The 23,246-nt window shown below is 38.3% G+C and carries 22 protein-coding genes; 17 read left to right on the top strand and 5 right to left on the bottom strand.

The annotated features are described in order from the left end of the window. Positions 1–11: 11 nt before the first annotated feature. The 5 genes from PGOND44_RS00110 to PGOND44_RS00090 form a co-directional block, all read right to left on the bottom strand. The gene (locus tag PGOND44_RS00110) at positions 12–2,669 is read right to left on the bottom strand and encodes a BamA/OMP85 family outer membrane protein (RefSeq protein ID WP_003434476.1); all 2,658 of its coding nucleotides are present in this window, start codon (positions 2,667–2,669) and stop codon (positions 12–14) included. Further along, positions 2,605–3,342, bottom strand: coding sequence for an isoprenyl transferase (locus PGOND44_RS00105; RefSeq protein WP_003434475.1), 738 nt, complete (start codon positions 3,340–3,342; stop codon positions 2,605–2,607). The genes PGOND44_RS00110 and PGOND44_RS00105 overlap by 65 nt, the downstream gene beginning before the upstream one ends. Before the next feature lie 3 nt (positions 3,343–3,345). Next, positions 3,346–4,056, bottom strand: coding sequence for a type IX secretion system protein PorG (porG, locus tag PGOND44_RS00100; RefSeq protein WP_003434474.1), 711 nt, complete (start codon positions 4,054–4,056; stop codon positions 3,346–3,348). Between the two features lie 99 nt (positions 4,057–4,155). Further along, the gene (locus tag PGOND44_RS00095; protein ID WP_003434473.1) at positions 4,156–5,043 is read right to left on the bottom strand and encodes an NAD kinase; all 888 of its coding nucleotides are present in this window, start codon (positions 5,041–5,043) and stop codon (positions 4,156–4,158) included. Positions 5,044–5,055: 12 nt separating this feature from the next. Further along, positions 5,056–5,712 carry a CBS domain-containing protein gene (locus tag PGOND44_RS00090; RefSeq protein WP_003434472.1) on the bottom strand — a complete coding sequence of 219 codons (657 nt, stop codon included), beginning with the start codon at positions 5,710–5,712 and terminating at the stop codon, positions 5,056–5,058. A gap of 79 nt (positions 5,713–5,791) precedes the next feature. Here PGOND44_RS00090 and PGOND44_RS00085 point away from each other — a divergent pair, with 79 nt between their 5' ends. The 17 genes from PGOND44_RS00085 (at position 5,792) to PGOND44_RS00005 (ending at position 22,792) form a co-directional block, all read left to right on the top strand. Then, entirely contained in the window at positions 5,792–6,505 is a 714-nt protein-coding gene (locus tag PGOND44_RS00085) for a pyridoxine 5'-phosphate synthase (protein ID WP_003434471.1), read from the top strand. Then, complete coding sequence (locus PGOND44_RS00080; RefSeq protein WP_003434468.1) at positions 6,506–7,276, top strand: alpha/beta fold hydrolase; 771 nt, start codon at positions 6,506–6,508, stop codon at positions 7,274–7,276. A gap of 108 nt (positions 7,277–7,384) precedes the next feature. Next, the gene (locus PGOND44_RS00075; protein WP_003434466.1) at positions 7,385–8,641 is read left to right on the top strand and encodes an OmpP1/FadL family transporter; all 1,257 of its coding nucleotides are present in this window, start codon (positions 7,385–7,387) and stop codon (positions 8,639–8,641) included. A 9-nt stretch (positions 8,642–8,650) separates the two neighbouring features. Further along, the gene (locus PGOND44_RS00070; protein ID WP_003434462.1) at positions 8,651–10,207 is read left to right on the top strand and encodes an SGNH/GDSL hydrolase family protein; all 1,557 of its coding nucleotides are present in this window, start codon (positions 8,651–8,653) and stop codon (positions 10,205–10,207) included. A gap of 88 nt (positions 10,208–10,295) precedes the next feature. Next, positions 10,296–10,640: a phage holin family protein gene (locus PGOND44_RS00065; RefSeq protein WP_003434459.1), complete on the top strand. Its 345-nt coding sequence runs from the start codon at positions 10,296–10,298 to the stop codon at positions 10,638–10,640. 15 nt (positions 10,641–10,655) lie between these two features. Then, the gene (locus PGOND44_RS00060; protein WP_003434457.1) at positions 10,656–11,231 is read left to right on the top strand and encodes a CPBP family intramembrane glutamic endopeptidase; all 576 of its coding nucleotides are present in this window, start codon (positions 10,656–10,658) and stop codon (positions 11,229–11,231) included. 106 nt (positions 11,232–11,337) lie between these two features. Then, positions 11,338–12,660 carry a trigger factor gene (gene tig / locus PGOND44_RS00055; RefSeq protein ID WP_003434441.1) on the top strand — a complete coding sequence of 441 codons (1,323 nt, stop codon included), beginning with the start codon at positions 11,338–11,340 and terminating at the stop codon, positions 12,658–12,660. A gap of 108 nt (positions 12,661–12,768) precedes the next feature. After that, positions 12,769–13,443 carry an ATP-dependent Clp protease proteolytic subunit gene (locus PGOND44_RS00050; protein ID WP_003434438.1) on the top strand — a complete coding sequence of 225 codons (675 nt, stop codon included), beginning with the start codon at positions 12,769–12,771 and terminating at the stop codon, positions 13,441–13,443. Between the two features lie 3 nt (positions 13,444–13,446). After that, positions 13,447–14,679 carry an ATP-dependent Clp protease ATP-binding subunit ClpX gene (clpX, locus tag PGOND44_RS00045; protein WP_003434435.1) on the top strand — a complete coding sequence of 411 codons (1,233 nt, stop codon included), beginning with the start codon at positions 13,447–13,449 and terminating at the stop codon, positions 14,677–14,679. Between the two features lie 109 nt (positions 14,680–14,788). Further along, complete coding sequence (locus PGOND44_RS00040) at positions 14,789–16,138, top strand: M24 family metallopeptidase (protein WP_003434433.1); 1,350 nt, start codon at positions 14,789–14,791, stop codon at positions 16,136–16,138. 198 nt (positions 16,139–16,336) lie between these two features. Continuing rightward, entirely contained in the window at positions 16,337–17,161 is an 825-nt protein-coding gene (locus PGOND44_RS00035; protein WP_003434428.1) for a prephenate dehydratase, read from the top strand. Further along, positions 17,158–18,318: a pyridoxal phosphate-dependent aminotransferase gene (locus PGOND44_RS00030; protein ID WP_003434425.1), complete on the top strand. Its 1,161-nt coding sequence runs from the start codon at positions 17,158–17,160 to the stop codon at positions 18,316–18,318. Before PGOND44_RS00035 ends, PGOND44_RS00030 begins: the two co-directional genes overlap by 4 nt. Next, the gene (locus tag PGOND44_RS00025) at positions 18,315–19,184 is read left to right on the top strand and encodes a prephenate dehydrogenase (protein WP_003434418.1); all 870 of its coding nucleotides are present in this window, start codon (positions 18,315–18,317) and stop codon (positions 19,182–19,184) included. The genes PGOND44_RS00030 and PGOND44_RS00025 overlap by 4 nt, the downstream gene beginning before the upstream one ends. Further along, on the top strand, positions 19,174–20,256 hold the full coding sequence (locus PGOND44_RS00020; protein ID WP_003434416.1) for a bifunctional 3-deoxy-7-phosphoheptulonate synthase/chorismate mutase type II: 1,083 nt from the start codon (positions 19,174–19,176) through the stop codon (positions 20,254–20,256). The genes PGOND44_RS00025 and PGOND44_RS00020 overlap by 11 nt, the downstream gene beginning before the upstream one ends. A 753-nt stretch (positions 20,257–21,009) precedes the next feature. Next, the gene (tnpA, locus tag PGOND44_RS00015) at positions 21,010–21,471 is read left to right on the top strand and encodes an IS200/IS605 family transposase (RefSeq protein ID WP_003434414.1); all 462 of its coding nucleotides are present in this window, start codon (positions 21,010–21,012) and stop codon (positions 21,469–21,471) included. 643 nt (positions 21,472–22,114) lie between these two features. Beyond that, complete coding sequence (locus tag PGOND44_RS00010) at positions 22,115–22,369, top strand: DUF6364 family protein (protein WP_003434412.1); 255 nt, start codon at positions 22,115–22,117, stop codon at positions 22,367–22,369. Then, positions 22,370–22,792, top strand: a complete 423-nt coding sequence (locus PGOND44_RS00005) for a type II toxin-antitoxin system VapC family toxin (RefSeq protein ID WP_003434410.1) — start codon at positions 22,370–22,372, stop codon at positions 22,790–22,792. Positions 22,793–23,246: the final 454 nt, after the last annotated feature.

Raw genomic sequence — 23,246 nt, 5'->3', positions numbered from 1 at the left:
ATCATGCCGTTTTAAAATTGCTGACCGATAATAAAGTGGGTTTCCCATCCATTTGGCCCTGTATTACTTCCAGGTATGGGATCAAATCCATAACCAAAGTCTATACCCAATAGGCCAAAAGCAGGCATAAAGATACGTAAACCAGCACCAGCAGACCTACTCATTTCAAAGGGTGTAAAATCTTTAAACTGATCGAAAGTAGCACCACCTTCCATAAAAGCAAGTGCGTAAATTGAAGCTGAAGGTTTTAATGTAATAGGATACCTCAATTCCATTGTGTATTTGTTATAGATGGACGCTCCATCATTAAAGCTTTCTTCTCCGCCAACTGTTCGTGTTCTAGGTAATATGGATTGGTTAGGATAACCTCTTAGAGCAATAATTTCACGACCATCTAAAGCAAAACCGGCTAGGCCATCTCCTCCTAAGAAAAAACGTTCAAATGGAGGAATACCTCTGTCATTATTATAAGCTCCTAAGAATCCGTATTCAAAACGTGTCCTTAAAACTAGTTTATCAAACAAATTATTATACCAATCCCCACTAAATTTTACTTTATAAAACTCTAACCAGTTGAATCGCTGTTGATCGATCACCGCTAAAGCCTCTGAATCATTATTGGCCAAAGCCTCTGTTCTTTGCTCTCGAAGGCCGGCGTAATCTACATCGTTAAACGCTGAGTAGGGTAGAGTAAATTTCACAGAGAAATCGAATTCTGAACCTCCTGTTGGAAAAATAGGATTGGTAAACGTATTGTTTCTGTTTAATCCGACGGTGAATGATAGGTTATTGGATGTACCATTAGGGAATCTAAATAATCCTATATTATAATTATTTAATTGAAAATTCTGATACCCAATCGATGTGGATAACGTAAAGTTTTGATCGGGTTCCCTTAGTCGCTTAGCGAAACCAACGTTTATACCAGAAATGGTAAAACTCCTATCATTATCAGCTCTTCGTGTTAATGGGTTGAACAAGAACTGTATAGTTTGAGATAATGAGACAGAGAGCTGTACTGGCTTTTTGCCCCCCAACCAGGGTTCTACAAAAGATAAGCTATAATTCTGAAAGGCTAAACTTGCTTGTGCTCTTAGAGACAGAGACTGGCCGTCCCCCATAGGGACAGGTTTATAGGCTTCTTTGTTGAAAATATTTTTAAGGGAGAAGTTGTTGAATCTTAAACCTAAAGTTCCAATAAAGCCTCCACCACCATAACCACCTTGCAGCTCAATTTGGCTACTGCCTTGTTCCTCTACCACGTACTGAAGGTCTAGAGTACCTGATTGTGGGACTACATTTTTAAATTCTGGCTCAAGATTTTCAGCATTAAAAAATCCAAGCTGTCCAAGTTCACGAATCGTATTCATGACATCTTGTTTGCTGTATTGTTGTCCTGGTCGTGTCCTCAAATTTCTAAAAATGACGTTGTCATTCGTCTTGTCATTACCAGAGACCAAAATTTCGTTGAAGTAGGCAATTTTTCCTTCGTTGATTCGTATTTCGAAGTCAATAGTATCGTTATAAATTCGGGTTTCTACAGGAGTGATATTGGAAAATAGGTATCCGTTGTTTTGGTATAAATTGGTAAAATCATCGGCATCCGGTTTTTCATTATTGGCGATTTTATTCTGTAAAACAGTTCCGTTGTAAGGATCTCCTTTTCTAATCCCCATGAGTTGTTTTAACTGAGCGTCCGTATATGCAGAATTTCCTAAGAAATCAATTTCTCCAAAATAATAGCGGTTCCCTTCCTTTACCTCTATGTTGATAGCAATATCAGTATCGGAATTTACAATAACAGAATCGCTCACTATTCTTGCATCACGGTATCCTTTTTCTTTAAAGTTCTTTACTATTTTATCTTTATCGGCTTCATATTCGTCTTCAATGAATTTTGAACGTTTCCAAAACCTTAAGAAAAATTTCTCTTTGGTTTTCTTCATCATCCGCTTTATAGTCCAGTCGGAAAACTCTTCATTCCCTTTAATATTGATTTCGCTTATCTTTACTTTATCACCAGTATTGATGTCAACCGTCATATTAACAAGGTTGTCCGTACTTGAAGTGTCTATGACCGCCTTGGTAATGATATTAGCTTTTGCGTTAAGAAAACCTTTCTCCTTATACTTCTCTTCTATATTATTTCGAAGGTTTATCACATAATTTTCAGTGATTTTAGTATTTTTTTGAATGGAGTTGTCTTTTATAATTTCAGAGCGCTTACGCTTCTTAATTCCTCTTACTTTTACCTCATTAAGCTTAGGGACTTCAACGATTTCCAGTTGCAAATCCGCGGTATCACCATCTACGTTTTTTAAGTAAAAATTGATGTCACTAAAAAGACCAAGATCCCAAAGTTTTTTCAGAACCTTACTTATTCTATCACCAGGAATGAAGATTTCTTCTCCTTCCTTAAGGCCTGTAAAGGCAATCACGGTTTGTTCGTTATAGCTTGAGGAACCAATAACTTCTATCTTTCCTAAAGTGTACTTTTTACCGGCGGCTTGCTGAGGGGTTTGCTGAGCATTCGCAAAGGCGAAAAATAACAGTAGTGTTAGAGTCGTTACATATAGGTTAACTCTAGAAAATAGTGTAGTGCACTTAGAGTTGTTCACTTGTTTTTCCAAATCTTCTTTCTCTTTTTTGATATTCGTAAATTGCTTCAAAAAGGTTTTCTTTTCTAAAATCTGGCCAGAGGGTTTCTGTAAAATACAATTCCGCGTAAGCCATTTGCCAGAGTAAAAAATTACTGATGCGTTGCTCGCCACTCGTGCGAATCATCATATCTACGTCTGGTAAATTTCGGGTGTAAAGATGATTATTTATTGTAGACTCATCAATAGTTTCAGAATCTATTATATTATTTTTCACCTTTTGACTAATTTGCTTGACAGCTTGAATCATTTCTTCTCTTGCTCCGTAACTCAAAGCAAGGGTTAAAGTCATATGAGAATTATCTGCCGTCTTCTCGATAACTTCTCTAAGTTCCTTTTTGGCCTTGGTGGGTAAATTTTCAATACAACCAATTGCCTGAAGCCTAATTTTGTTATCCTGTAAGGTATCAATCTCATCTTTTAAAGAAGAAACTAACAACCTCATAAGGGTTTGGATCTCTAGTTTAGGCCTATTCCAATTTTCAGTTGAAAAAGCGTAAAGCGTAAGATTTTCAATGCCTAACTCAGCACTGCTTTCTACAGTTTCTCTAACGGCTTTAGTTCCTTTTTCATGGCCTCTAACGCGCATTAAGCCCTGCTTTTTGGCCCAACGCCCATTTCCATCCATGATGATGGCAACGTGCTTAGGAAGTTTTTTTGTATCTATGTTTGATCTGAAATCCATTCACTAAAAATTGCAATAACAAGGTTTACGCCCAAATGTATAAGTGAGTGTAAGTCCCGAAAACATGTACCAATCATTCATATTAGAATTGCCAAAGGTAGGATAATTTGTTTGACTGTTTATTTCATCTGGAGCACTTCCGTCCAAATTATCTGTAAATGTATATCTGGCACCAAATTCAACAGCTAGTATCCATTGCCTACTCAAGGTTCCCTTTATACCTATAACAAGAGGAATAGCAAAATTTGAGGTAGAATCTCCCTCTACAAGTTCACCATTTTCTACAAAAAAATCGTTGGTAAAAAAATAGGTTGGACCCGTATAAAGATATGGAGTAATAAGAGGCCGTTTAAGCGCATGTAAATCCCATTCAAAAAAGTTCAATTCCAAACCAACCGACAATTCTGTAATGCTGCTCTCAAAAGAATATCTTCGATTAAATCTTCTGGGCTCATCGGACCTTATATCGTTTCCAAAGGTGTTTGCTCTCAATACAGAAAACCTAAAAGCATGTCTCGGACTTCTGTTCCATTTTAAAATGGCACCATAAGAGACTTTATCTCGACTCAGATAATCTTCTGCTTTCATAAAAGAAGAAGACCCAACATCACCAACAAAATTTACTCCGCCCAAGATAAGACCTGCTTCATAAGTCTGAGCCGACGCGAACTGAATTCCAAGACAAATGGAGATGCCAATAAGAATATATCTCATAGAGTTTCAAAAGTTTGCAAATATATAAATATTGATTTCACTGGTTTTCATTTTAAATCATTTGTGATTTTAAAACACAATTTGACTTGATTTATTGTTTTAGTTGCGTTTATCTTGTCCCCAAAGTAGTTTTTTTCTGAGGGTTGTAATAAAGCTATCGCTAAATAGCCAAACAAGTTTAATCTTAAAGTCAGCTTTTTTGATGCGCACAATGGTGTCTTTGTCCAAACTAGCCAACCTAGAGTCGAGCGCAATCAGGTATTGATCTTCTCTACCAGAAATTTTCAACTTTATTTCTAAATCATCTGGGATAACCAGTGGTCTGGCATTTAAATTATGCGGTGCGATGGGAGTGATGACGAAACTTTTGGTTTGAGGAGTAATAATAGGCCCCCCACAACTTAAAGAGTACCCTGTGGAGCCCGTTGGGGTTGAAATAATAATACCATCAGACCAGTACGAATTGAGGAATTCATCATTCAGCCAAGTCTCAATGGTGATCATAGAAGTGGTTTCCTTTCGGCTTATGGCAATATCGTTAAGGGCAAAGGGGAAAGAATGTAGAGCGCCTTCCTGAGATTCGCAGGAGACTTCCAAAATAGACCGCTCGGAAACGGTGTATTTTCCGTCTAGAATTTCCTCTATGCTTTTTTTTATTTCGTTTTTAGGAACGGTAGCCAAAAAACCTAGTCTGCCAGTGTTGATACCTATAATAGGAATGTTGAGATCTTTTACTAACTTTACCGCAGACAGAATAGTACCATCTCCACCTATGGTAAAAAATAAATCTATGGTTTTGTCGAGAGATACAAATGTTTTTAAGCTATTGATTTCAGGGATAGATTTCTCCTTTTTCAGTAGTCTAAAGTAGTCTTGCTCGATAACCACATCTATACGATGCTCGTTGAGGACATCGAGTAGTTGAAGGAGATACTTTTCAGTTTCCGGATAAAAAGATTGGCCAAAAATAGCGACGTGTTTCACCATGATTTACTAAAGCTATATGTCTAAATATTTGTTGAGGTAGTCGGAATGTTCTTTAAGGTCTTCAGCAAAAAGATCCTCGGGATGTTCGCTAGCAATTTGATAATCGTAACGTCTAAAGGTTTGTAAAATTTCATTGATGCCTTGGTGCTCTACTTTTACGGTAATTTCTACGATATCTTTGGAGAGATAACTCACATACATGCCAGATAACTTTGCATTAAGAGTTTCAGTAAGTTGAGCGACTTCACTGAAAGAGAATTTGGTTCTCTCTTTCCTTAAGATCATCACTACCCCTTCGTTGGCAATAAAAGGACTTTCCCCAAATAAATCCAAAACATCCTCAAGCTTCATAACGCCAATGTAGTTTTTGTCTTGGTCTAGAATGGGCAACAAGTTGGTTTGATGATTAGCAAACTCATGGATAAGATCTAAATTGGTTTTATGGGCTTCCACATAAAAAACCTCTATCAGGTATTTAAATTTTGAAAGTGGCTCGTCTTTATCTAAATCAATTAAGTCGTCTACATTAATACTTCCTTTAAACACGCCTTTCTTAAAGACAGGAAGATGATTGAATGTTGAGGTCTTGAAAACCGACTCCACTTCTGAAATTGAATTCGATATATCGAGAGGTTGTAAGGTTTTGTCAATAAAATTTTGCCAAATCATAAGATGATCTTTTCATGCAAAATACGTAAAATCAAAGCAAAGTCTCGTATTTGATTGTATTTTTGTTTAAAAACTAACAATGATACGATTAAGTGTTAACATCAATAAAATTGCGACTCTTAGAAATGCTAGAGGAGGAGATACTCCTAATGTGGTTGAAGCTGCAAAACATTTAGAGTCTTTTGGAGCTCAAGGTATTACTGTTCACCCTAGGCCAGATGAGCGTCACATCCGATATGCCGATGTCAATGAACTAACCAAAGTGGTCAAAACCGAATTCAATATTGAAGGGAATCCTAACCAGAAATTTATAGCTCTAGTTCTAGATGCTAAACCCGCTCAGGTAACTTTGGTCCCAGATGGGGAAGATGTACTAACTTCCAATGCTGGGTGGGACACTCTAAAGCATAAGGATTTTTTGAAAGAGGTAATTTCAGAATTTAAAGCTCATGGCATAAGAACTTCAGTTTTCGTAGATCCCTCTGTGCAAATGATTCAAGGAGCTTCAGAAATAGGGGCTGATAGAGTAGAACTCTACACCGAGGCTTACGCTCAAGGATACATAAAGGATAAAGAAAAAGCGATTGCTCCTTATTTAAAATGTGCAGAAGAAGCCAAACGTTTAGGCTTAGGCATTAATGCTGGACACGATCTGTCACTCGATAATATCGAATATTTTGCTCAAACGATTCCTTTCTTAGACGAAGTATCTATTGGGCATGCTTTAATTTCAGAAGCTTTGTATGATGGATTGGAGGCTGTGGTTAAATCTTATCTAAAAAAATTAAGCTAAATGAAGTTACATTCAAAAATAAAAGGAAAGGGTAAGCCCCTTGTTATTTTACATGGGTTTTTGGGGATGGGCGATAATTGGAAAACATTAGCCAATGCCTACGCTAAAGAAGGGTTTGAGGTGCACCTTGTCGATCAAAGAAATCATGGAAGAAGTCCCCATGACCCTGCGTTTAGTTATGAACTCATGGCCGAAGACCTTAAGAATTATCTCGAGGATAAACATTTAGAAAAGGTCTCTATCATTGGTCATTCTATGGGAGGGAAAGTCGCTATGCGCTTTGCAACCTTATATCCAGAGAGTCTTAATAGATTGATCATCGTAGATATTGCCCCAAAATATTACCCACAACATCACCAGCAAATCTTGGAGGGTTTAACTCAAATTGCTAAAGCTAAACTCACTTCTAGAAGTGATGCAGATGAGCTTCTGGCCAAGTATATTTCTTTAAAAGCAATAAGGCAATTTCTTTTAAAAAATCTTTATTGGAAGACGCCAGACGAACTCAACCTTAGAATAAACCTACAAGCTTTAAAAAACAATATCGAAGAAGTGGGGAAAGGCTTACCGCAAAATTCAAAATATGGAGGAGAAACTTTATTTTTAAAAGGAGGGAACTCAGACTATATACAAGATAAAGATGAAAAAGGTATAACTTCTCATTTTGAAAATTTTGAGATTAAAGCCATTAAAAATTCTGGTCATTGGGTTCATGCAGAAGAAAGGGAGGACTTCCTTCAAGTCAGTTTAGAATTTTTGAAAACAAACTAATTTAAAGTGCATGCATTATATTTTAAATTTATGGTGTGAAATTGTTAATAAATGATAGATTTGATCACTAATCTTAGAATTTCATAATTAAGCAAAATCAAAATCAATATGAAGAACTTTTTAATTTCAGGAATGCTTTTAATTTTTGCATCAGCTTCAGTATACGCAGGAGGCTATCGAGTAGCAGCCCAAGGGCAGCGCGCTTTAGCGATGGGTCATGCTGGTGTAGGTGTTGTAAATAGTGCGGAAATTGCATTTTTCAATCCATCAGGAATGGTCTATTTGGAAGATAAATTCACAGTTTCTGCCGGGGTAACAGGTGTCTTTTCTAATGTGAAATGGCAAAATACGTCTACTGGGCAATTCGCAGAAACCCAGCAAGGTGCAGGAACACCGTTTTATCTTCATGCGGCTTATAAAGTCAATGAATGGTTAAGTTTAGGTTTGTCGGTAACGACTCCTTATGGAAGCTCTGTAGAGTGGGAGCCAGATTGGGCAGGTTCTCACTTGGTTAATGATATTAACTTAGCGGCTATTTTTATACAGCCCCTAGTTTCTATAAAGCTATCCGAACATTTTAGTATTGGAGGTGGACCTATTTTTGTGACAGGGAATGTCAATTTCAATAGAAATGCCAACCGTACCCTTACCGATGAGCAAGGAAATAGATCCAATATTACCGTAGACGACACTGGGGTCACCAATACAGGATGGAGTGGAAGTTTTATGTTTACTCCTGTTAAAGAATTGAGAATTGGATTTAATTATAGATCCGAAATACTCTTGAATGCTGAGGGAGGTGAGGCCGCCTTTAGTAATTTCCCAAACTCAACATTAACGCCTCAAAACGGTACAACTACCTTTAATGCCACTTTGCCACTTCCAGCCGAGTTAACCCTTGGGTTTGCTTACGAGCCTAATGAAAAATGGTTATTTGCCTTCGATTATCAGAGAGCATTCTGGGACGTTTATAATTCTCTAGACATTGAATTTGGAAATCCAAATGTTCCAACGTCTATTAATCCAAGGAACTACAAAAATGCTTCTATCTATAGATTTGGTGCTCAATATAAAGCAACAGACAATGTGACGTTGAGAGCGGGTTACTATTTTGATGAATCTCCAGTTCAAGCTGGATTTTTTGCGCCAGAAACTCCAAGAAACGACGGAAATGGTTATACAGCAGGTTTGTCTTTTCAAGTCTCAGAAAAGCTTGCTATAGATGCTTCTTTTCTGTACTTAAGATTTGAAGAAGTAGATGCCTCTTATGATTCTTATTTTGAAAATGGACAAAGTGTACCTTTTAGCGGAACCTACAAATCAAATGCATTCTTACCAGGATTGGGAGTGACTTATAAATTATAATTAAAGACTATGAAAAACTACATAAAATATTTACCGTTTCTGGCCATAGGGCTTCTGTCTTGTGAACCAGAATTTGACGACGCTATTGAAGAAAACGAAGTCTACACCCCCGGTGAAGCTGATTTCTCCAACTATGTATCTTTAGGGAACTCGCTAACTGCTGGATTTGCAGACAATGCACTTTACGTACAGGGACAAGAAAACTCCTATCCTAATATTCTTGCTGGTCAATTTGAGCTCGTAGGAGGAGGTGAGTTTACTCAACCTTTAATGGCTGATAATTTAGGAGGTTTACTTTTGAACGGAACCCAAATCACCAATAATCGATTGGTATTATCTTCCAATGCTGGACAACCAGTTATTCCTCCAACACCAATTGCTGGAACTCCTCAAACTGAAGTTACCAACAAATTATCGGGACCCTTTAATAATATGGGAGTCCCTGGTGCAAAAAGTTATCATCTAGTGGCGCCAGGTTATGGAGCTGCTGCAGGTTTACCCTCTCAGGCTAATCCTTATTTTGTAAGATTTTCTACTTCAGAAACGACTACGGTTCTTGCCGATGCTGCAGCTCAAAATCCGAGCTTCTTTTCGCTATGGATTGGAAATAATGATATCTTAGGCTATGCTACCAGTGGGGGAACAGGTGAAGACCAAGCTGGAAATTTGGATCCTTCCACTTATGGAGGTAACGATATTACAGACCCTAATGTGTTTGGAGGGGTTTATACTCAGTTGATAAATGAAATGAGTGCAAATGCTTCTGGAGGAGTAGTTTATAATATTCCAAATGTTACCGACATCCCGTTTTTTACAACGGTTCCAAACAACGCTTTGGTTCTGGATGCAGCTACAGCGGGAAGTTTAACCGGCTTCTTCCAAGCAGTTACTGGAATTTTCACTCAAGGCTTGATTCAGCAAGGAGTGCCCCCCGCACAAGCACAAGCTCTAGCGGCTCAATATGCTATTACATTTAATGAAGGCCCAAATCGTTTTCTAATTGATGTTCCTGCAACTCAAACTAATCCATTAGGATTTAGACAAATGCAAGAAGGTGAACTTTTACTTTTAACCATCAATCAAGGTGCTTTGGCACAAGGTTATGGTTCTGTAGCTCTTTCACCAGCAGTTCTGCAAGTTTTAGGAATCCTTCAACAAGGAGGTACGCCTACTCAAGAACAAGCCCAATTGGTTTTGGGGGCTGTGAATGGTATTGATGATAAAGATGCATTAGACTCTAGTGAACTTAGTGCTATTTCCAATGCTAGACTTTCATATAATTCTACAATACAATCTTTAGCACAAGCTAATGGATTGGCTTTTGTAGATGTGGATGCTTTATTACAGAGCGTAGGACAAGGCCTAAGCTTTCCAGGTGGAATTATCACTTCAGACTTTGTTACTGGTGGTGGATTTTCTTTGGATGGTGTGCATTTAACCCCTCGGGGTTATGCTCTCGTAGCTAACGAAACTTTAAAAGCTATTAACCAAACTTATGGTTCTAATTTGCCAGAAGTGAATGTTGGAGAGTATGGAACCATATCTTTGTCCGACAACGTGAATTAATCGTTTCTTAATTATAATTATAACTGCTTCAACTTAATTGTTGAGGCAGTTTTTTTATATTAGAGAGTTTAAAATTTAAAACAGACCTATGAAAACCTTACTTCAAATTGTTATTACAGGACTTATTGTCCTCATATTATCCAATATTCTAGGTGGGGTGTATGTCTCCGACTTTTTTACGGCTATTGTTGTGGCTGCAATTCTAGCGCTACTTAACATCTTTATAAAGCCAATTTTATTGATTCTGACCCTTCCCGTTACCGTGGTTACCTTTGGTTTGTTCTTGCTGGCAATCAATGCATTTATCATTTTGATGGCAGACTGGCTTGTAGATGCTTTCCGTGTGGATGGATTTTGGTGGGCAGTATTATTTAGTATTTTGCTTTCTTTCTTACAATCTATCGTGTTCGCTCTTATAGAGCGAAAAAGGTAATCTAAATTTCAATACATGGTAGTCACCAAAAAGGCCATGCTTGCCATGTCCATATTTACTCTTTTTGGCTTTAGCGGAATAGCTTATTTTATTTTATCATTTTCTGATGAAGTTGATTATTTTGAGATGTTCAATTATGATCATCTCGCCACCTCTATTTCAATTGGTCTTGGTTTTGGAGCAGTGGCAGCAATTATAGGAGTTTTGCTTTTAAAACTTCCTGTGTTAAGAGAGACCAGTACTTTTTACGCTAAGCTTTTTAAAGGGGTAGACCTACAGTGGACCGATATTGTGTTTTATTCTTTATGTGCAGGCGTAGGTGAAGAAATTCTATTTCGAGGAGCACTTCAGCCACTTATGGGATTATGGTGGGCGGCTATACTTTTTGTCGTTCTCCACGGCTATATATCTACAAAGGATTGGAAAAAATCTATCTATGGAGTATTTCTGATTTTAATTTCAGCTGGCTTTGGCTATCTCACTCGTTACTTTGATATTTTCTCGGCAATGGCTGCGCATTTTATTTTTGATGTCATCATGTTTATCAAACTCAGAAAAGAAGCGAGATCCTTGTCTTCTGAAATTGATTAAGATTTAACGCTTAGTGTAAAACCCTTATACTCTAGCCTTCAGCATAAAAACTTGGTAAGCAGTGAAATAAATTGTAATTTTGCACCTCCAAAAAAAATTCTTTAAAATGAATATAACAAGAGAAGATAAAGACCAACTGAATTCTGTAGTCAAAATTAAAATTGAAAAAAACGACTATAGTCCCAAGGTAGAGAAACTACTTAAAGACCATCGTAAGACAGCAAGTATTCCTGGTTTCAGAAAAGGAATGGTCCCTATGGGTATGATAAAAAAACAGTACGGGAAATCTGTTTTGGTAGATGAAGTCAACAAATTATTACAAGAGTCATTAAACTCATATATCACCGAAGAGAAGCTTGAGATTTTAGGGAACCCACTTCCTAAACCACAAGACGACTTAAACTGGGAATCCGACGATTATAACTTTGAATTTGAACTAGGACTAGTCCCAAAATTTGATGTCACTTTAGAAGGTGAAGGTCCAGTGAAGTATTACAATATTTCTGCCGATGAGGAGATGATTGATAACCAACTCAAAACCATTCAGCGTCAATATGGGAAACTCGAGCCTCAGAACGAAGTAAAGGAAAACTTTACTGTGGTTGGAACTTTCCACAATGAAGAAGAAGGTATCGAAAATGAGGCCACCTTCAAAGTTGAAGATATCGATGGAAAGACCAATCAAAAAGAGCTTTTAGGAGCAAAAGTTGAAGATCAAGTGACTTTAAAATCCAATAAGCTTTTTAAAGATGACGATACTCTAGCGACTCACCTTGGCATTGAAAAAGATAAAGCTGAGGGTCTAAAAGTTGATTTGACGTTTACGATCAAAGAAATCAACGAACAGATTCTAGCAGAACTTAATCAAGAATTGTTCGACAAAGCTTTTGGTGAAGGAGAAGTCTCTTCAGAAAAAGAAGCTAAAGAAAAAATAGCAGAACAGTCTAAGCAAACTTTTCAACAACAAGGAGATCAGCAATTTTTTAATGATGTCACAGAGCACCTCATTGAAAAGGCAAACATGGATTTACCTTCAGAATTTCTTAAAAAGTGGTTGCAAACGCAAGGCGAAAAGCAATTGACAGTCGAAGAGGCTAAAGAAGAATACGAAAAGAGCGAAAAAGGCATTAAGTACCAGCTTATTGAAGCTAAAATAGCGAAAGATAACGGTGTTAAAGTCGAGATGGAAGATGTAAAGAAAGTCGCTAAAGAAAAAATAAAAATGCAAATGATGCAATTTGGTCAAATGGATTTTCCAGAAGACCAAATGGACGGAATCATTCAAAATTTGATGTCTAATCAAGAGCAAGTCAAACAGTTTTCTGAAGAAGTAATGGTTCAAAAATTACTTGGACTTTACAAGGAGAAAATGAATATTGAAGAAAAGGACGTTACCTATAAAGAATTTGTAGATACGATTTATAAATAAATCAATTTTATACCTATAAAAGGAGATAGCTCGAAGTTAACATTTAGTAAAAGAAGCATGCTAGATCTTAGCTTCGAGCTATATTCGTTTTAAAATACAGAGGATACTATGAAAATGGATAAAGAATTCAAAAATTTTGCCACCAAAGATCATGGTGTCAATGCCAATTATTACGATAAAATTATTACAAGCATGACTCCTTCGGCCATGACTCCAAATATTATTGAGGAGCGCCAGATGAATGCGGTGGCTATGGACGTTTTTTCTAGATTGATGATGGATAGAATTATTTTTTTAGGATTACCTATCAACGATCAAGTGGCCAATATTATTCAAGCCCAACTCTTGTTTTTAGAAAGCACAGATTCTTCAAAAGATATTCAGATTTACATTAACTCTCCAGGAGGGAGTGTTTATGCCGGTTTGGGGATTTATGATACTATGCAGTTTATAAAACCAGATGTGGCTACAATCAATACAGGCATAGCAGCTTCTATGGGAGCCGTTCTGCTTTGTGCAGGAACAGCCGGAAAACGAAGTGGTCTTCCTCACTCAAGAGTGATGATCCACCAGCCTATGGGTGGAGCGCAAGGACAAGCAGATGATATTGAAATCACAGCGAATCAAATCATCATGCTGAAAGAAGAATTATATAAGATCATTTCAAAACATTCTGGAAAATCTTACGATGAGGTCTACCAAGACGGAGATAGAGATTTCTGGATGAAAGCAGATGCTGCGAAAGAGTATGGAATGATTGATGAAATATTGACTAGAGACTAAATTATGGCTAAAGAAGAGTTAGAATGTTCATTTTGTGGACGCAAAAAAGCAGAAACCAACCTACTTATAGCAGGATTGGACGCCCATATTTGTGACCGATGTATTGAACAAGCTCACGGAATCGTTATTGAGGAATCCAAACAGGATAGCACAGAAGAGCTTTCTTCAGAATTGAAGTTGAGAAAGCCTAAGGCTATTAAAGATTTCTTAGATCAATATGTCATTGGTCAAGACCAAACCAAAAAGGTGATGTCTGTGGCTGTTTATAATCACTACAAAAGATTATTACAACCCAAATCCAAGGACGATATTGAAATCCAAAAGAGCAATATCATTATGGCAGGGCAAACGGGGACAGGTAAAACACTTGTTGCCAAAACCATAGCCAGAATGCTTAATGTTCCCCTAGCCATTGTAGATGCTACGGTGTTAACCGAAGCTGGATATGTTGGTGAAGATGTGGAAGCCATTTTGACTAAGCTTCTTGCTGCAGCAGATTACAATACTGAAAAAGCTGAGCATGGAATTGTATTTATCGATGAAATTGATAAAATCGCCCGTAAAAGTGACAACCCTTCTATTACAAGAGACGTAAGTGGTGAAGGTGTTCAACAAGCTTTGCTAAAACTTTTAGAAGGAACTACAGTTAATGTACCACCTAAGGGAGGTCGTAAGCATCCAGATCAAAAATTTATTGAAGTCAATACTGAAAACATATTGTTTATTGCTGGAGGTGCGTTTGACGGTATTGAGAAAAACATCTCAAAGCGTTTAAACATGCAAGCAGTTGGTTATGGAGCTTCAAAATTAGGTGAAAGTGTAGATAAAGAAAATATTCTTCAATACATTATCCCTAAGGATTTAAAAGATTACGGCCTTATTCCAGAGATTATTGGTCGTCTTCCTGTCCTTACCTACATGGATCCTTTAGATAAGGAGACGTTAAGACGTATTTTGACAGAGCCTAAAAATGCCATTATAAAGCAATACCAAAAGCTGTTTGAAATGGATGATATCGATTTTCAAATCACCGATGGGGCTTTAGATTTTATCGTCGAAAAGGCTTTAGAGTATAAACTTGGAGCAAGAGGTTTACGTTCACTTTGTGAAGCTATCCTTACCGATGCGATGTTCGATTTGCCAGAAAGTGATGAAACCGAATTTAAAGTAACAAAACCCTATGCTGAAAAAGCTTTAGAGAGAACTAGCTTAAGAAAACTGAAAGCAGTGAGTTAGCATCATCTTACTTTTACAAGAAATATTTACAGACCTCATCAAATTATATTGATGAGGTTTTTTGTTGAATTTATGTCTATTTTTAATCCTGAATTAAAAAGAACAACCTATGAAATTAGTTTTCAACCTATTTTTTATAGCAACCTTTTGCTGCATGACCTATGCTCAAGATATAGCGGTATTATCTCAAAAGGAACAATCTGAAGTTATCGATCAATGGCTCGGAGAACGTATAGAAACAGTTTTGCCAAAACTAATGGACCGTTCTGGGATAGACATGTGGTTGGTGATCTCTAGAGAATATAACGAAGACCCGATTATCAAAACCTTTCTGCCCAGCACATGGTTGGCGGCTCGGAGGAGAACCATACTAGTGATGTATAAGCCCAAAGGAGAAGATAAGGTGGAAACTTTGGCAGTAGCCAGATATAACGTGGGGTCATATTTCAAAAAAGCATGGGATCCTGAGGTCGAACCTAACCAATGGAAGCGATTGATAGAGCTGATTAAAGAACGCAATCCAAAGCAGATCGGCATTAATACTTCTGAAGATTTTGGACATGCCGATGGCCTAAACCATACCGAATACAAAATGCTGATGGAGTACTTGCCCAAATCCTATCAAGAGAGGGTAACTTCTGCAGAAGCTCTTGCCGTAAGTTGGTTGGAAACGAGAACACCTTCAGAAATGGCAACCTATAAACACATCCAAACCATAGCTCATGATATTATCCAAGAGGGTTTATCGGAGCAGGTGATTACTCCAGGAGTAACTAGCACCACAGATGTGGTTTGGTGGTACAGAGATAAAATTAAAGCGCTTGGCCTAGAGACTTGGTTTCACCCTACGGTTGATATACAAAGAAGCAGTAATGAAAGCAAGGAGCATTTGAGAACCTTTGATAATAATCCAGATCCAGAAATTATTAGGCCTGGCGATATTTTACATATGGATTTTGGTATTACCTATTTGAGACTGAATACAGACACACAAGAACTCGCATACGTTTTAAAACCAGATGAAAAGGAAGTCCCTCAATACCTGAAAGAGGCTCTTGCCGTTGGAAATCGGCTACAAGATATATTAACTTCCAGTTTTAAAACTGGCAGAACAGGGAACGAAATTCTACAAGCAGCTAGATCTACCATGAGTTCTGAAGGGATAAACGGCACTATTTATACCCATCCCATGGGATATCATGGTCATGCTGCAGGACCTACCATTGGCATGTGGGACAATCAAGGGAAAGTACCAGGTTCTGGTGATTATCCACTCCACCCAAATACGGTGTATGCGATAGAGCTTAACGCTGAAGTTTACTTAGACGAATGGGAAAGGCCGTTCCGAGTGATGTTGGAAGAAGGGGCTTATTTTAATGGAGAGGAAGTCATTTATCTGAACGGGAGACAAAAAGAATTTTTAACGATTCCTAGACAAAAGTCGTATCTAAAAAATTAATCTTTTGAATTTTATTGAAGTTAATAGGATTTAATTCAAAATAAATTCTAATTTAGTCTAATATTACATTACAAATGACAACACGTTTTTATTTTTATTTCAACTTTTATTTTGCTAGTCTAGCGAAACGAGGTTGATATGAAATAAATTCATTATCAAATATACAAAGCCTCGTTTCGTACGAGGCTTTTTTAATTTATGAGATTGAAGATAGCAATACAAGGTATAAAAGGATCGAATCACTATAAAGCCCTTACAGAGCTTTTTGGAGAAACCGATGTTGAGGTTTTAGAATGTATGACATTCCAAAAACTCGTGCACGCTGTTATGGATGGAGAATGTAAAAAAGGAGTGATGGCTATTGAGAATTCTATAGCAGGAAGTATCCTTCCCAACTATCGCCTTATTTTGGACCACCATCTTCAAGTGACCGCAGAGCATTATCTAAATATAAGTCACAATTTGGTGGCTCTGCCAGGACAGGAATTTGAAGACCTAAAAGAAGTGAGGTCTCACCAAATGGCACTGCATCAGTGTAGTCATTTTTTTGGAAACCATAGCCACATCCATCTTATTGAAGATGTAGACACGGCCCTCCCCGCTCAACATATTGCTGAACACCGCCTGTTTGGAGTCGGAGCTTTAGTGCCAAAAGGGACTGCAAAGCTTTTCAATTTGAAGGTGATGGCGAAAGATGTTCAAAACCATAGCACTAACGAAACCCGTTTTGTCGTTATCGAAAAAATAGGGAACTCCACTAAAGAAGTGAACAAGGCCACGCTAAAATTTGAAATAGCACATGAATCGGGAAGTTTAGCCAAACTCCTCAATGTCATGGCCGATCACGGATTAAACTTAACCAAGATTCAAAGTATCCCCATTCCTGAGGAAGTATGGAAGTATGCTTTTATCGTGGACGTAGCATTTACAAGCCTAACTCATTTTCAAGACGCTTTTGAAGCCATATCAAATTTTAGTATCAATCCGACCTGTGTAGGTCAATATAAAAGTGGAAAGTCATGATTTCATTATCCAATCGACTCCAGAAAACAGAAGAGTACTATTTCAGCAAAAAGCTGAGAGAAGTTGCTCAACTTAAAAAAGCAGGAAAACCGATCATCAATCTAGGAATTGGAAGTCCAGATTTAGCGCCTCCTCAAGAGGTTGTTGACGAATTGGTGAAGGCGACAACCCAACACGGGGCGTATCAATACCAAGCCTATAAAGGTTTAGATGAATTGAGACAAGCGATGTGTCGTTTTTATGAAAATCATTATGCAGTCCAAATCGATAAAGAAAACGAGGTGCTTCCACTGATGGGGTCTAAAGAAGGCATTTCCTTAATTTCTATGGCTTTTTTAAACGAGGGAGATCAGGTTTTAGTTCCCAATCCAGGATATCCCACTTACCAAGCGGCGACCAAGCTTTTGAATGCTGAACTTATCTCGTATGATTTGACAGCAGGCAATGCGTGGCATCCCGATCTCGAAGCGCTTCAAAAATTAGACTTGGCTAAGGTGAAGTTGATGTGGATCAACTATCCCAATATGCCGACAGGTCAAGCAGCAGATAGAGTCAAGCTACAAGAGCTGATACATTTTGCCAAGGCCAATGATATCTTGTTGGTCAATGACAATCCTTATAGCATGGTACTCACCGATGATAAATTTTCTATTTTTCAATTGGAAGGGGCGAAAGAGGTGTGTATGGAATTAAACTCGCTGAGTAAGTCATACAACTTAGCAGGATTCAGAGTTGGGTTTTTAGTGGGTCATTCTGAATTTATTTCAGCAGTATTAAAGGTGAAGAGCAATATGGATAGTGGGATGTTTTTCCCTATTCAAAAGGCTGCGACCAAAGCCTTGGGGCTAAAAAACGACTGGTTTGAAGCTCAAAATACTGTTTACAAAAACCGCAGGGCTATCCTTTGGGAGATGTGTGATACGCTAAACCTGAGTTTTGATAAATCTGCAGTTGGACTTTTTGTGTGGGCCCAAGTGAATTCCTCTCAATCTGCGAAAGAACTGGCAGATGAGCTTTTATACGAAAGAAACGTATTTGTAACCCCTGGTGATGTTTTTGGATCTAATGGGTCTAATTATCTCCGCTTTTCATTATGTGTTTCTGAAGAGGAGCTTAGCATCTGTAAAGAACGAATCTCAAAATCTGAAGCCATATGAAAATAGGATGTATAGGTTTAGGTTTAATAGGAGGATCTTTTGCTTTATCCATGAAGAGAAATTTCTCGGACTTTCAAGTTTTTGGGATGGATACAAATCCTGAGCATTTACAAAAGGCCCTAACCTTGAATATCATCGACCAAGTTTTGGAAGAGTCAGAATGGTTTGAAATGGACGTTGTTATCCTCAGTATCCCTGTGGACCATGCCTCGCCATTACTACAACACATTTTAGATAAAATTCATCCCCAAGCTTTGGTGATGGATATGGGGTCTACCAAAGGACAGTTATGTGAAGCGGTTTCAAAACACCCGAAACGGCATCAGTTTTTAGCCGCTCACCCTATTGCAGGGACCGAATTTTCTGGACCTGAAGCGGCTTTTGATTCTTTATTTGATCACAAAACTATGATTTTGTGTGAGGTTGAACACACAGAAGCTAGTCTCTTAGAACTGGCTAAGAGCTTAATCGCCCCTCTACACATGACACTAAAATACATGGGGGCCAAAGCCCATGACAAGCACCTAGCCTACGTCTCTCATTTGTCACATATTAGTTCCTTTATGCTGGGGAAAACAGTATTGGATATTGAAAAAAACGATCGAGATATATTCGATTTGGCAGGCAGTGGTTTTGCTTCTACGGTTAGACTAGCCAAATCTAATCCTGTGACATGGACGGCTATTTTCAAAGAAAATCAAGAGGAGGTCCAGTACGCCTTGGAAGAATACATTCAGAATTTAAAAGCTTTTCAGAAGCAACTAGAAACTCAAAATTATATGGGTATACATCAACAATTGGCAGAGGTCAATGACTTGAAACCCATTTTAAACGGAATCATAAAAAAAGAAGAGAATGGAAATTAACACAACACAAAGACAATGGTTAACTGACTTTAATTTAGATCATCCTTTAGTCATTGCTGGGCCTTGTAGTGCAGAAACAGAAGAGCAAGTGGTCAAAATCGCTCACCAATTAAAAGACACAGATACCAGCATCATGCGAGCGGGAATTTGGAAGCCCAGGACACGACCAGGTAATTTTGAAGGTGTTGGTGCTATTGGTTTAGAATGGCTGAAAACCGCTAAAGCAGAAACAGGTCTTAAATTGGCAACTGAAGTAGCCAATAAAACGCATGTAGAAATGGCGCTTAAAGCGGATATCGATGTCCTGTGGATTGGAGCTCGAAGTACAGTAAGTCCTTTTATTGTTCAAGACATCGCAGATGCCCTGAAAGGAACCGATAAAATAGTTTTAGTCAAAAATCCGGTCAATCCAGATTTGGCTTTATGGTTGGGGGCTGTAGAGCGTCTTCATGATGCGGGAATTAAAAACTTGGGTGTGATTCACAGAGGATTCTCTACTTACGAGAAAACTAAATATAGAAATAATCCCGAATGGCAAATTGCTATCGATTTACAGTCGGAATACCCAGACTTACCTATTATTTTGGATCCCTCTCATATTGCAGGGCGACGGGATATTATTTTTGATATTTGCCAGACTGGGCTTGATCTTAATTTCGACGGAATTATGGTGGAAACTCATTTCGATCCTGATAATGCCTGGAGTGATGCTAGTCAACAAATTACTCCTAAAGCTCTAGATCAAATGACCGTAGACTTAAGAATGCGTAAGGAATTTACAGAGGCAACAGCTTTCCAAAACAAACTTCAAACCCTAAGGACCAAAATCGATGTCGTAGATCATCAACTGATAGACCTTTTGGGAAAACGAATGAAAATCGCAGACGAGATAGGTGACCTTAAGAAGAAAAATAATGTAGCGATTCTTCAGTCCAAACGTTGGAATTCTATTCTGGATACTATGATTGCCGCTGGAGCTGAAAACAATTTAAGCAAAGAATTTATCACTAAATTTTTAAAGGCCATTCACGAAGAATCCATCAGTCACCAGCATAAAATTATAAGTGAATAGTGTTGAAGTTTAATACCAAATGAAAATGAGATCTTTTAAATTTTGCTCTTTCTTAAAAAGATATGTTTAACGATAATATTCTTATATTTAAGGAGTAAAAGGGGCGTTAGCCCTGCTATCTTAGTCGGGCTGATGAGAGGCATCATGATAGTAGGGGCGTAGCTCTGTAATCTTGGTCGGGCTGATGAGTGACATCATGATAGTAGGGGCGTAGCCCTGTAATCTTGGTAAAGGGGCGTAGCCCTGTAATCTTAGTCTGGCTGGTGAGTGGCATCATGATGGTAGGGGCGTAGCCCTGCTATCTTAGTCGGGCTGAGGAGAGGCATCATGATAGTAGGGGCGTAGCCCTGTAATCTTCGTCGGGCTGATGAGAGGCATCATGATAGTAGGGGCGTAGCCCTGCTATCTTAGTCGGGCTGATGAGTGGCATCATAATAGTAGGGGTGTAGCCCTGTAATCTTGGTAAAGGGGCGTAGCCCTGCAATCTTAGTCGGGCTGGTGAGTGGCATCATGATGGTAGGGGCGTAGCCCTGTAATCTTCGCCGGGCTGAGGAGTGGCATCATGATAGTAGGGGCTTTAGCCCTGTAATCTTAGACAGGGGCGTGGCCCTGACATCTTTGTCGGGCTGATGAGTGGCATCATGATAGTAGGGGCGTAGCCCTGTAATCTTGGTAAGGGGCGTAGCTCTGATACCTCGTTAACCTAGGGGCGTCAGCCCTGAAATCTTCGTAACCTTCGTAACCTTCGTACCAATGGCAAATACATACACACAGTTATACATCCAATTTGTTTTCTCTGTAAAAAGACGACAAAACTTAATCAAAGATTCCTTCAGAGACGAATTGGAAAAGGTGATGTGCGGTATAATTACCAAGCAAAAATGCAAAACCTATGCGATCTATTGCAATCCTGACCATACACACATCTTCGTAGGGATGCATCCAGAAATTTCCCCCTCTAAGCTCATGGAACAGGTAAAATCAGGTTCTTCTAAATGGCTTAATGAGAAAAAATTCATCTCTGGTAAATTCCATTGGCAAAATGGTTACGGGGCTTTTACCTATTCCAAATCCCATATCGACAGGGTAGTAAAATACATTTTGAATCAGCCTGAACATCATAAAAAGCAAACGTTCAAGGATGAATATTTGTCACTTCTCAAAAAATTTGAAATTGAATATGATGCGAAATATCTATTTGAATGGTATGATTAACAAAGATGCTAGGGGCGTTAGCCTTGGCATCTTCGCCGGGCTGATGAGTGGCATCATGATAGTAGGGGCTTTAGCCCTGACATCTTAGACAGGGGCGTAGCCCTGAAATCTTCGTCGGGCTGAGGAGAGGAATCATGATATTAGGGGCGTAGCCCTGACATCTTAGACAGGGGTGTAGCCCTGAAATCTTCGCCGGGCTGATGAGTGGCATCATGATAGTAGGGGCTTTAGCCCTGTAATCTTAGACAGGGGCGTGGCCCTGACATCTTCGTCGGGCTGATGAGTGGCATCATGATAGTAGGGGCTTTAGCCCTGACATCTTAGACAGGGGCGTAGCCCTGAAATCTTCGTCGGGCTGAGGAGAGGAATCATGATATTAGGGGCGTAGCCCTGACATCTTAGTTAGGGGCGTTAGCTCTTTCGAAATCTCATAATCTAGCAGAGATAAATTCAGAATAAAGCTATTTTAAACTTTGCTTTTTGCTAATTTCATAGTCTAAAACTCCACTTCATGTCTATCATTTTCGATACCGAAACTACAGGCTTGCCCAAGCCCTTAAGCTATTACGTGCTATTATTATAAAAAACACACGTGTATCAATAATCTTCTTATATTTGTACATACTTATTTAAGTTATAAGAGATGAATACAAAGCTAACATTAACGATAGAGCAGAAAATTATAAAAAAAGCGAAACAATATGCGAAAGATAAAAATCGCAGTTTGTCTGATATTGTTGAGAACTATTTAAAAATCTTGACCAAAGAAGAGCACGATCAAAAAGCTGAGAAACTTAGTCCAATAGTTAAATCTCTAAGGGGTTCTTTTAAAATTCCTAAAGAGGATATGAATTATAAAAAAGAACTTAGAAAAAGACTGGAGGGAAAATATTTATAGATGGATAAGGCTTTTATAGACACAGATGTAATCTTAGATTTCTTCTTTGACCGACAACCATTTGCTGAATTTGCTGCCGGAATTTTTAATCTATGTGCAGAAGATAAGCTAAGGGGTTTTACGACTCCAGTCGTTATTTGTAATGTGTACTATTTATTGAGAAAAACAGCAAAACATGAGATTATCATCGAGAAATTAAAGCAGCTTCTTAGTATAATTGATATTTTAAAAATGGATAAAGAGACTGTTTTTGGAGCTTTAAATTCAGATTTTAAGGATTTTGAAGATGCTTTACAAAATTTTTCTGCTATAGAAAATGGGCAAGTAAAAATAATTTTGACAAGAAATATAAAAGATTACAAAAAAAGTGAGCTAGCCGTTTTAACACCAGAAATGTATTTGAAAGGGAAAGGCAGTGGTTAGAATCGTGCTTTTATAAATAGCAGTAGTTATCGAAATCTAAAACTCTGATTTATAATGAGGTTCATTTTTATAATTCAAATTTTAGGCTAGAAAAGATGCCAGGGCTACGCCCCTACATTATGAGGTTTTCAGTTTGTGTTACGAAGATATCAGGGCTACGCCCCTAGATCATTACGGTTACAGTTTGTGATGCAGAGATGCCAGGGCTACGCCCCTATATCATTACTTTTGCAGTTTGTTTTACGAAGATGCCAGGGCTACGCCCTTATATTATGAGGTTTGCAGTTTATGTTACAGAGATATCAGGGCTACGCCCCTAGATCATTACGGTTGCAGTTTGTGTTACGAAGATGCCAGGGCTACGCCCCTAGATCATTACGGTTCCAGTTTGTGTTACGAAGATATCAGGGCTACGCCCCTATATCACTACTTTTGCAGTTTGTGATGCAGAGAT

The sequence above is a fragment of the Psychroflexus gondwanensis ACAM 44 genome, assembly GCF_000355905.1.
GTDB lineage: Bacteria > Bacteroidota > Bacteroidia > Flavobacteriales > Flavobacteriaceae > Psychroflexus > Psychroflexus gondwanensis.
This window is presented reverse-complemented; position numbering and strand designations above follow the sequence as displayed.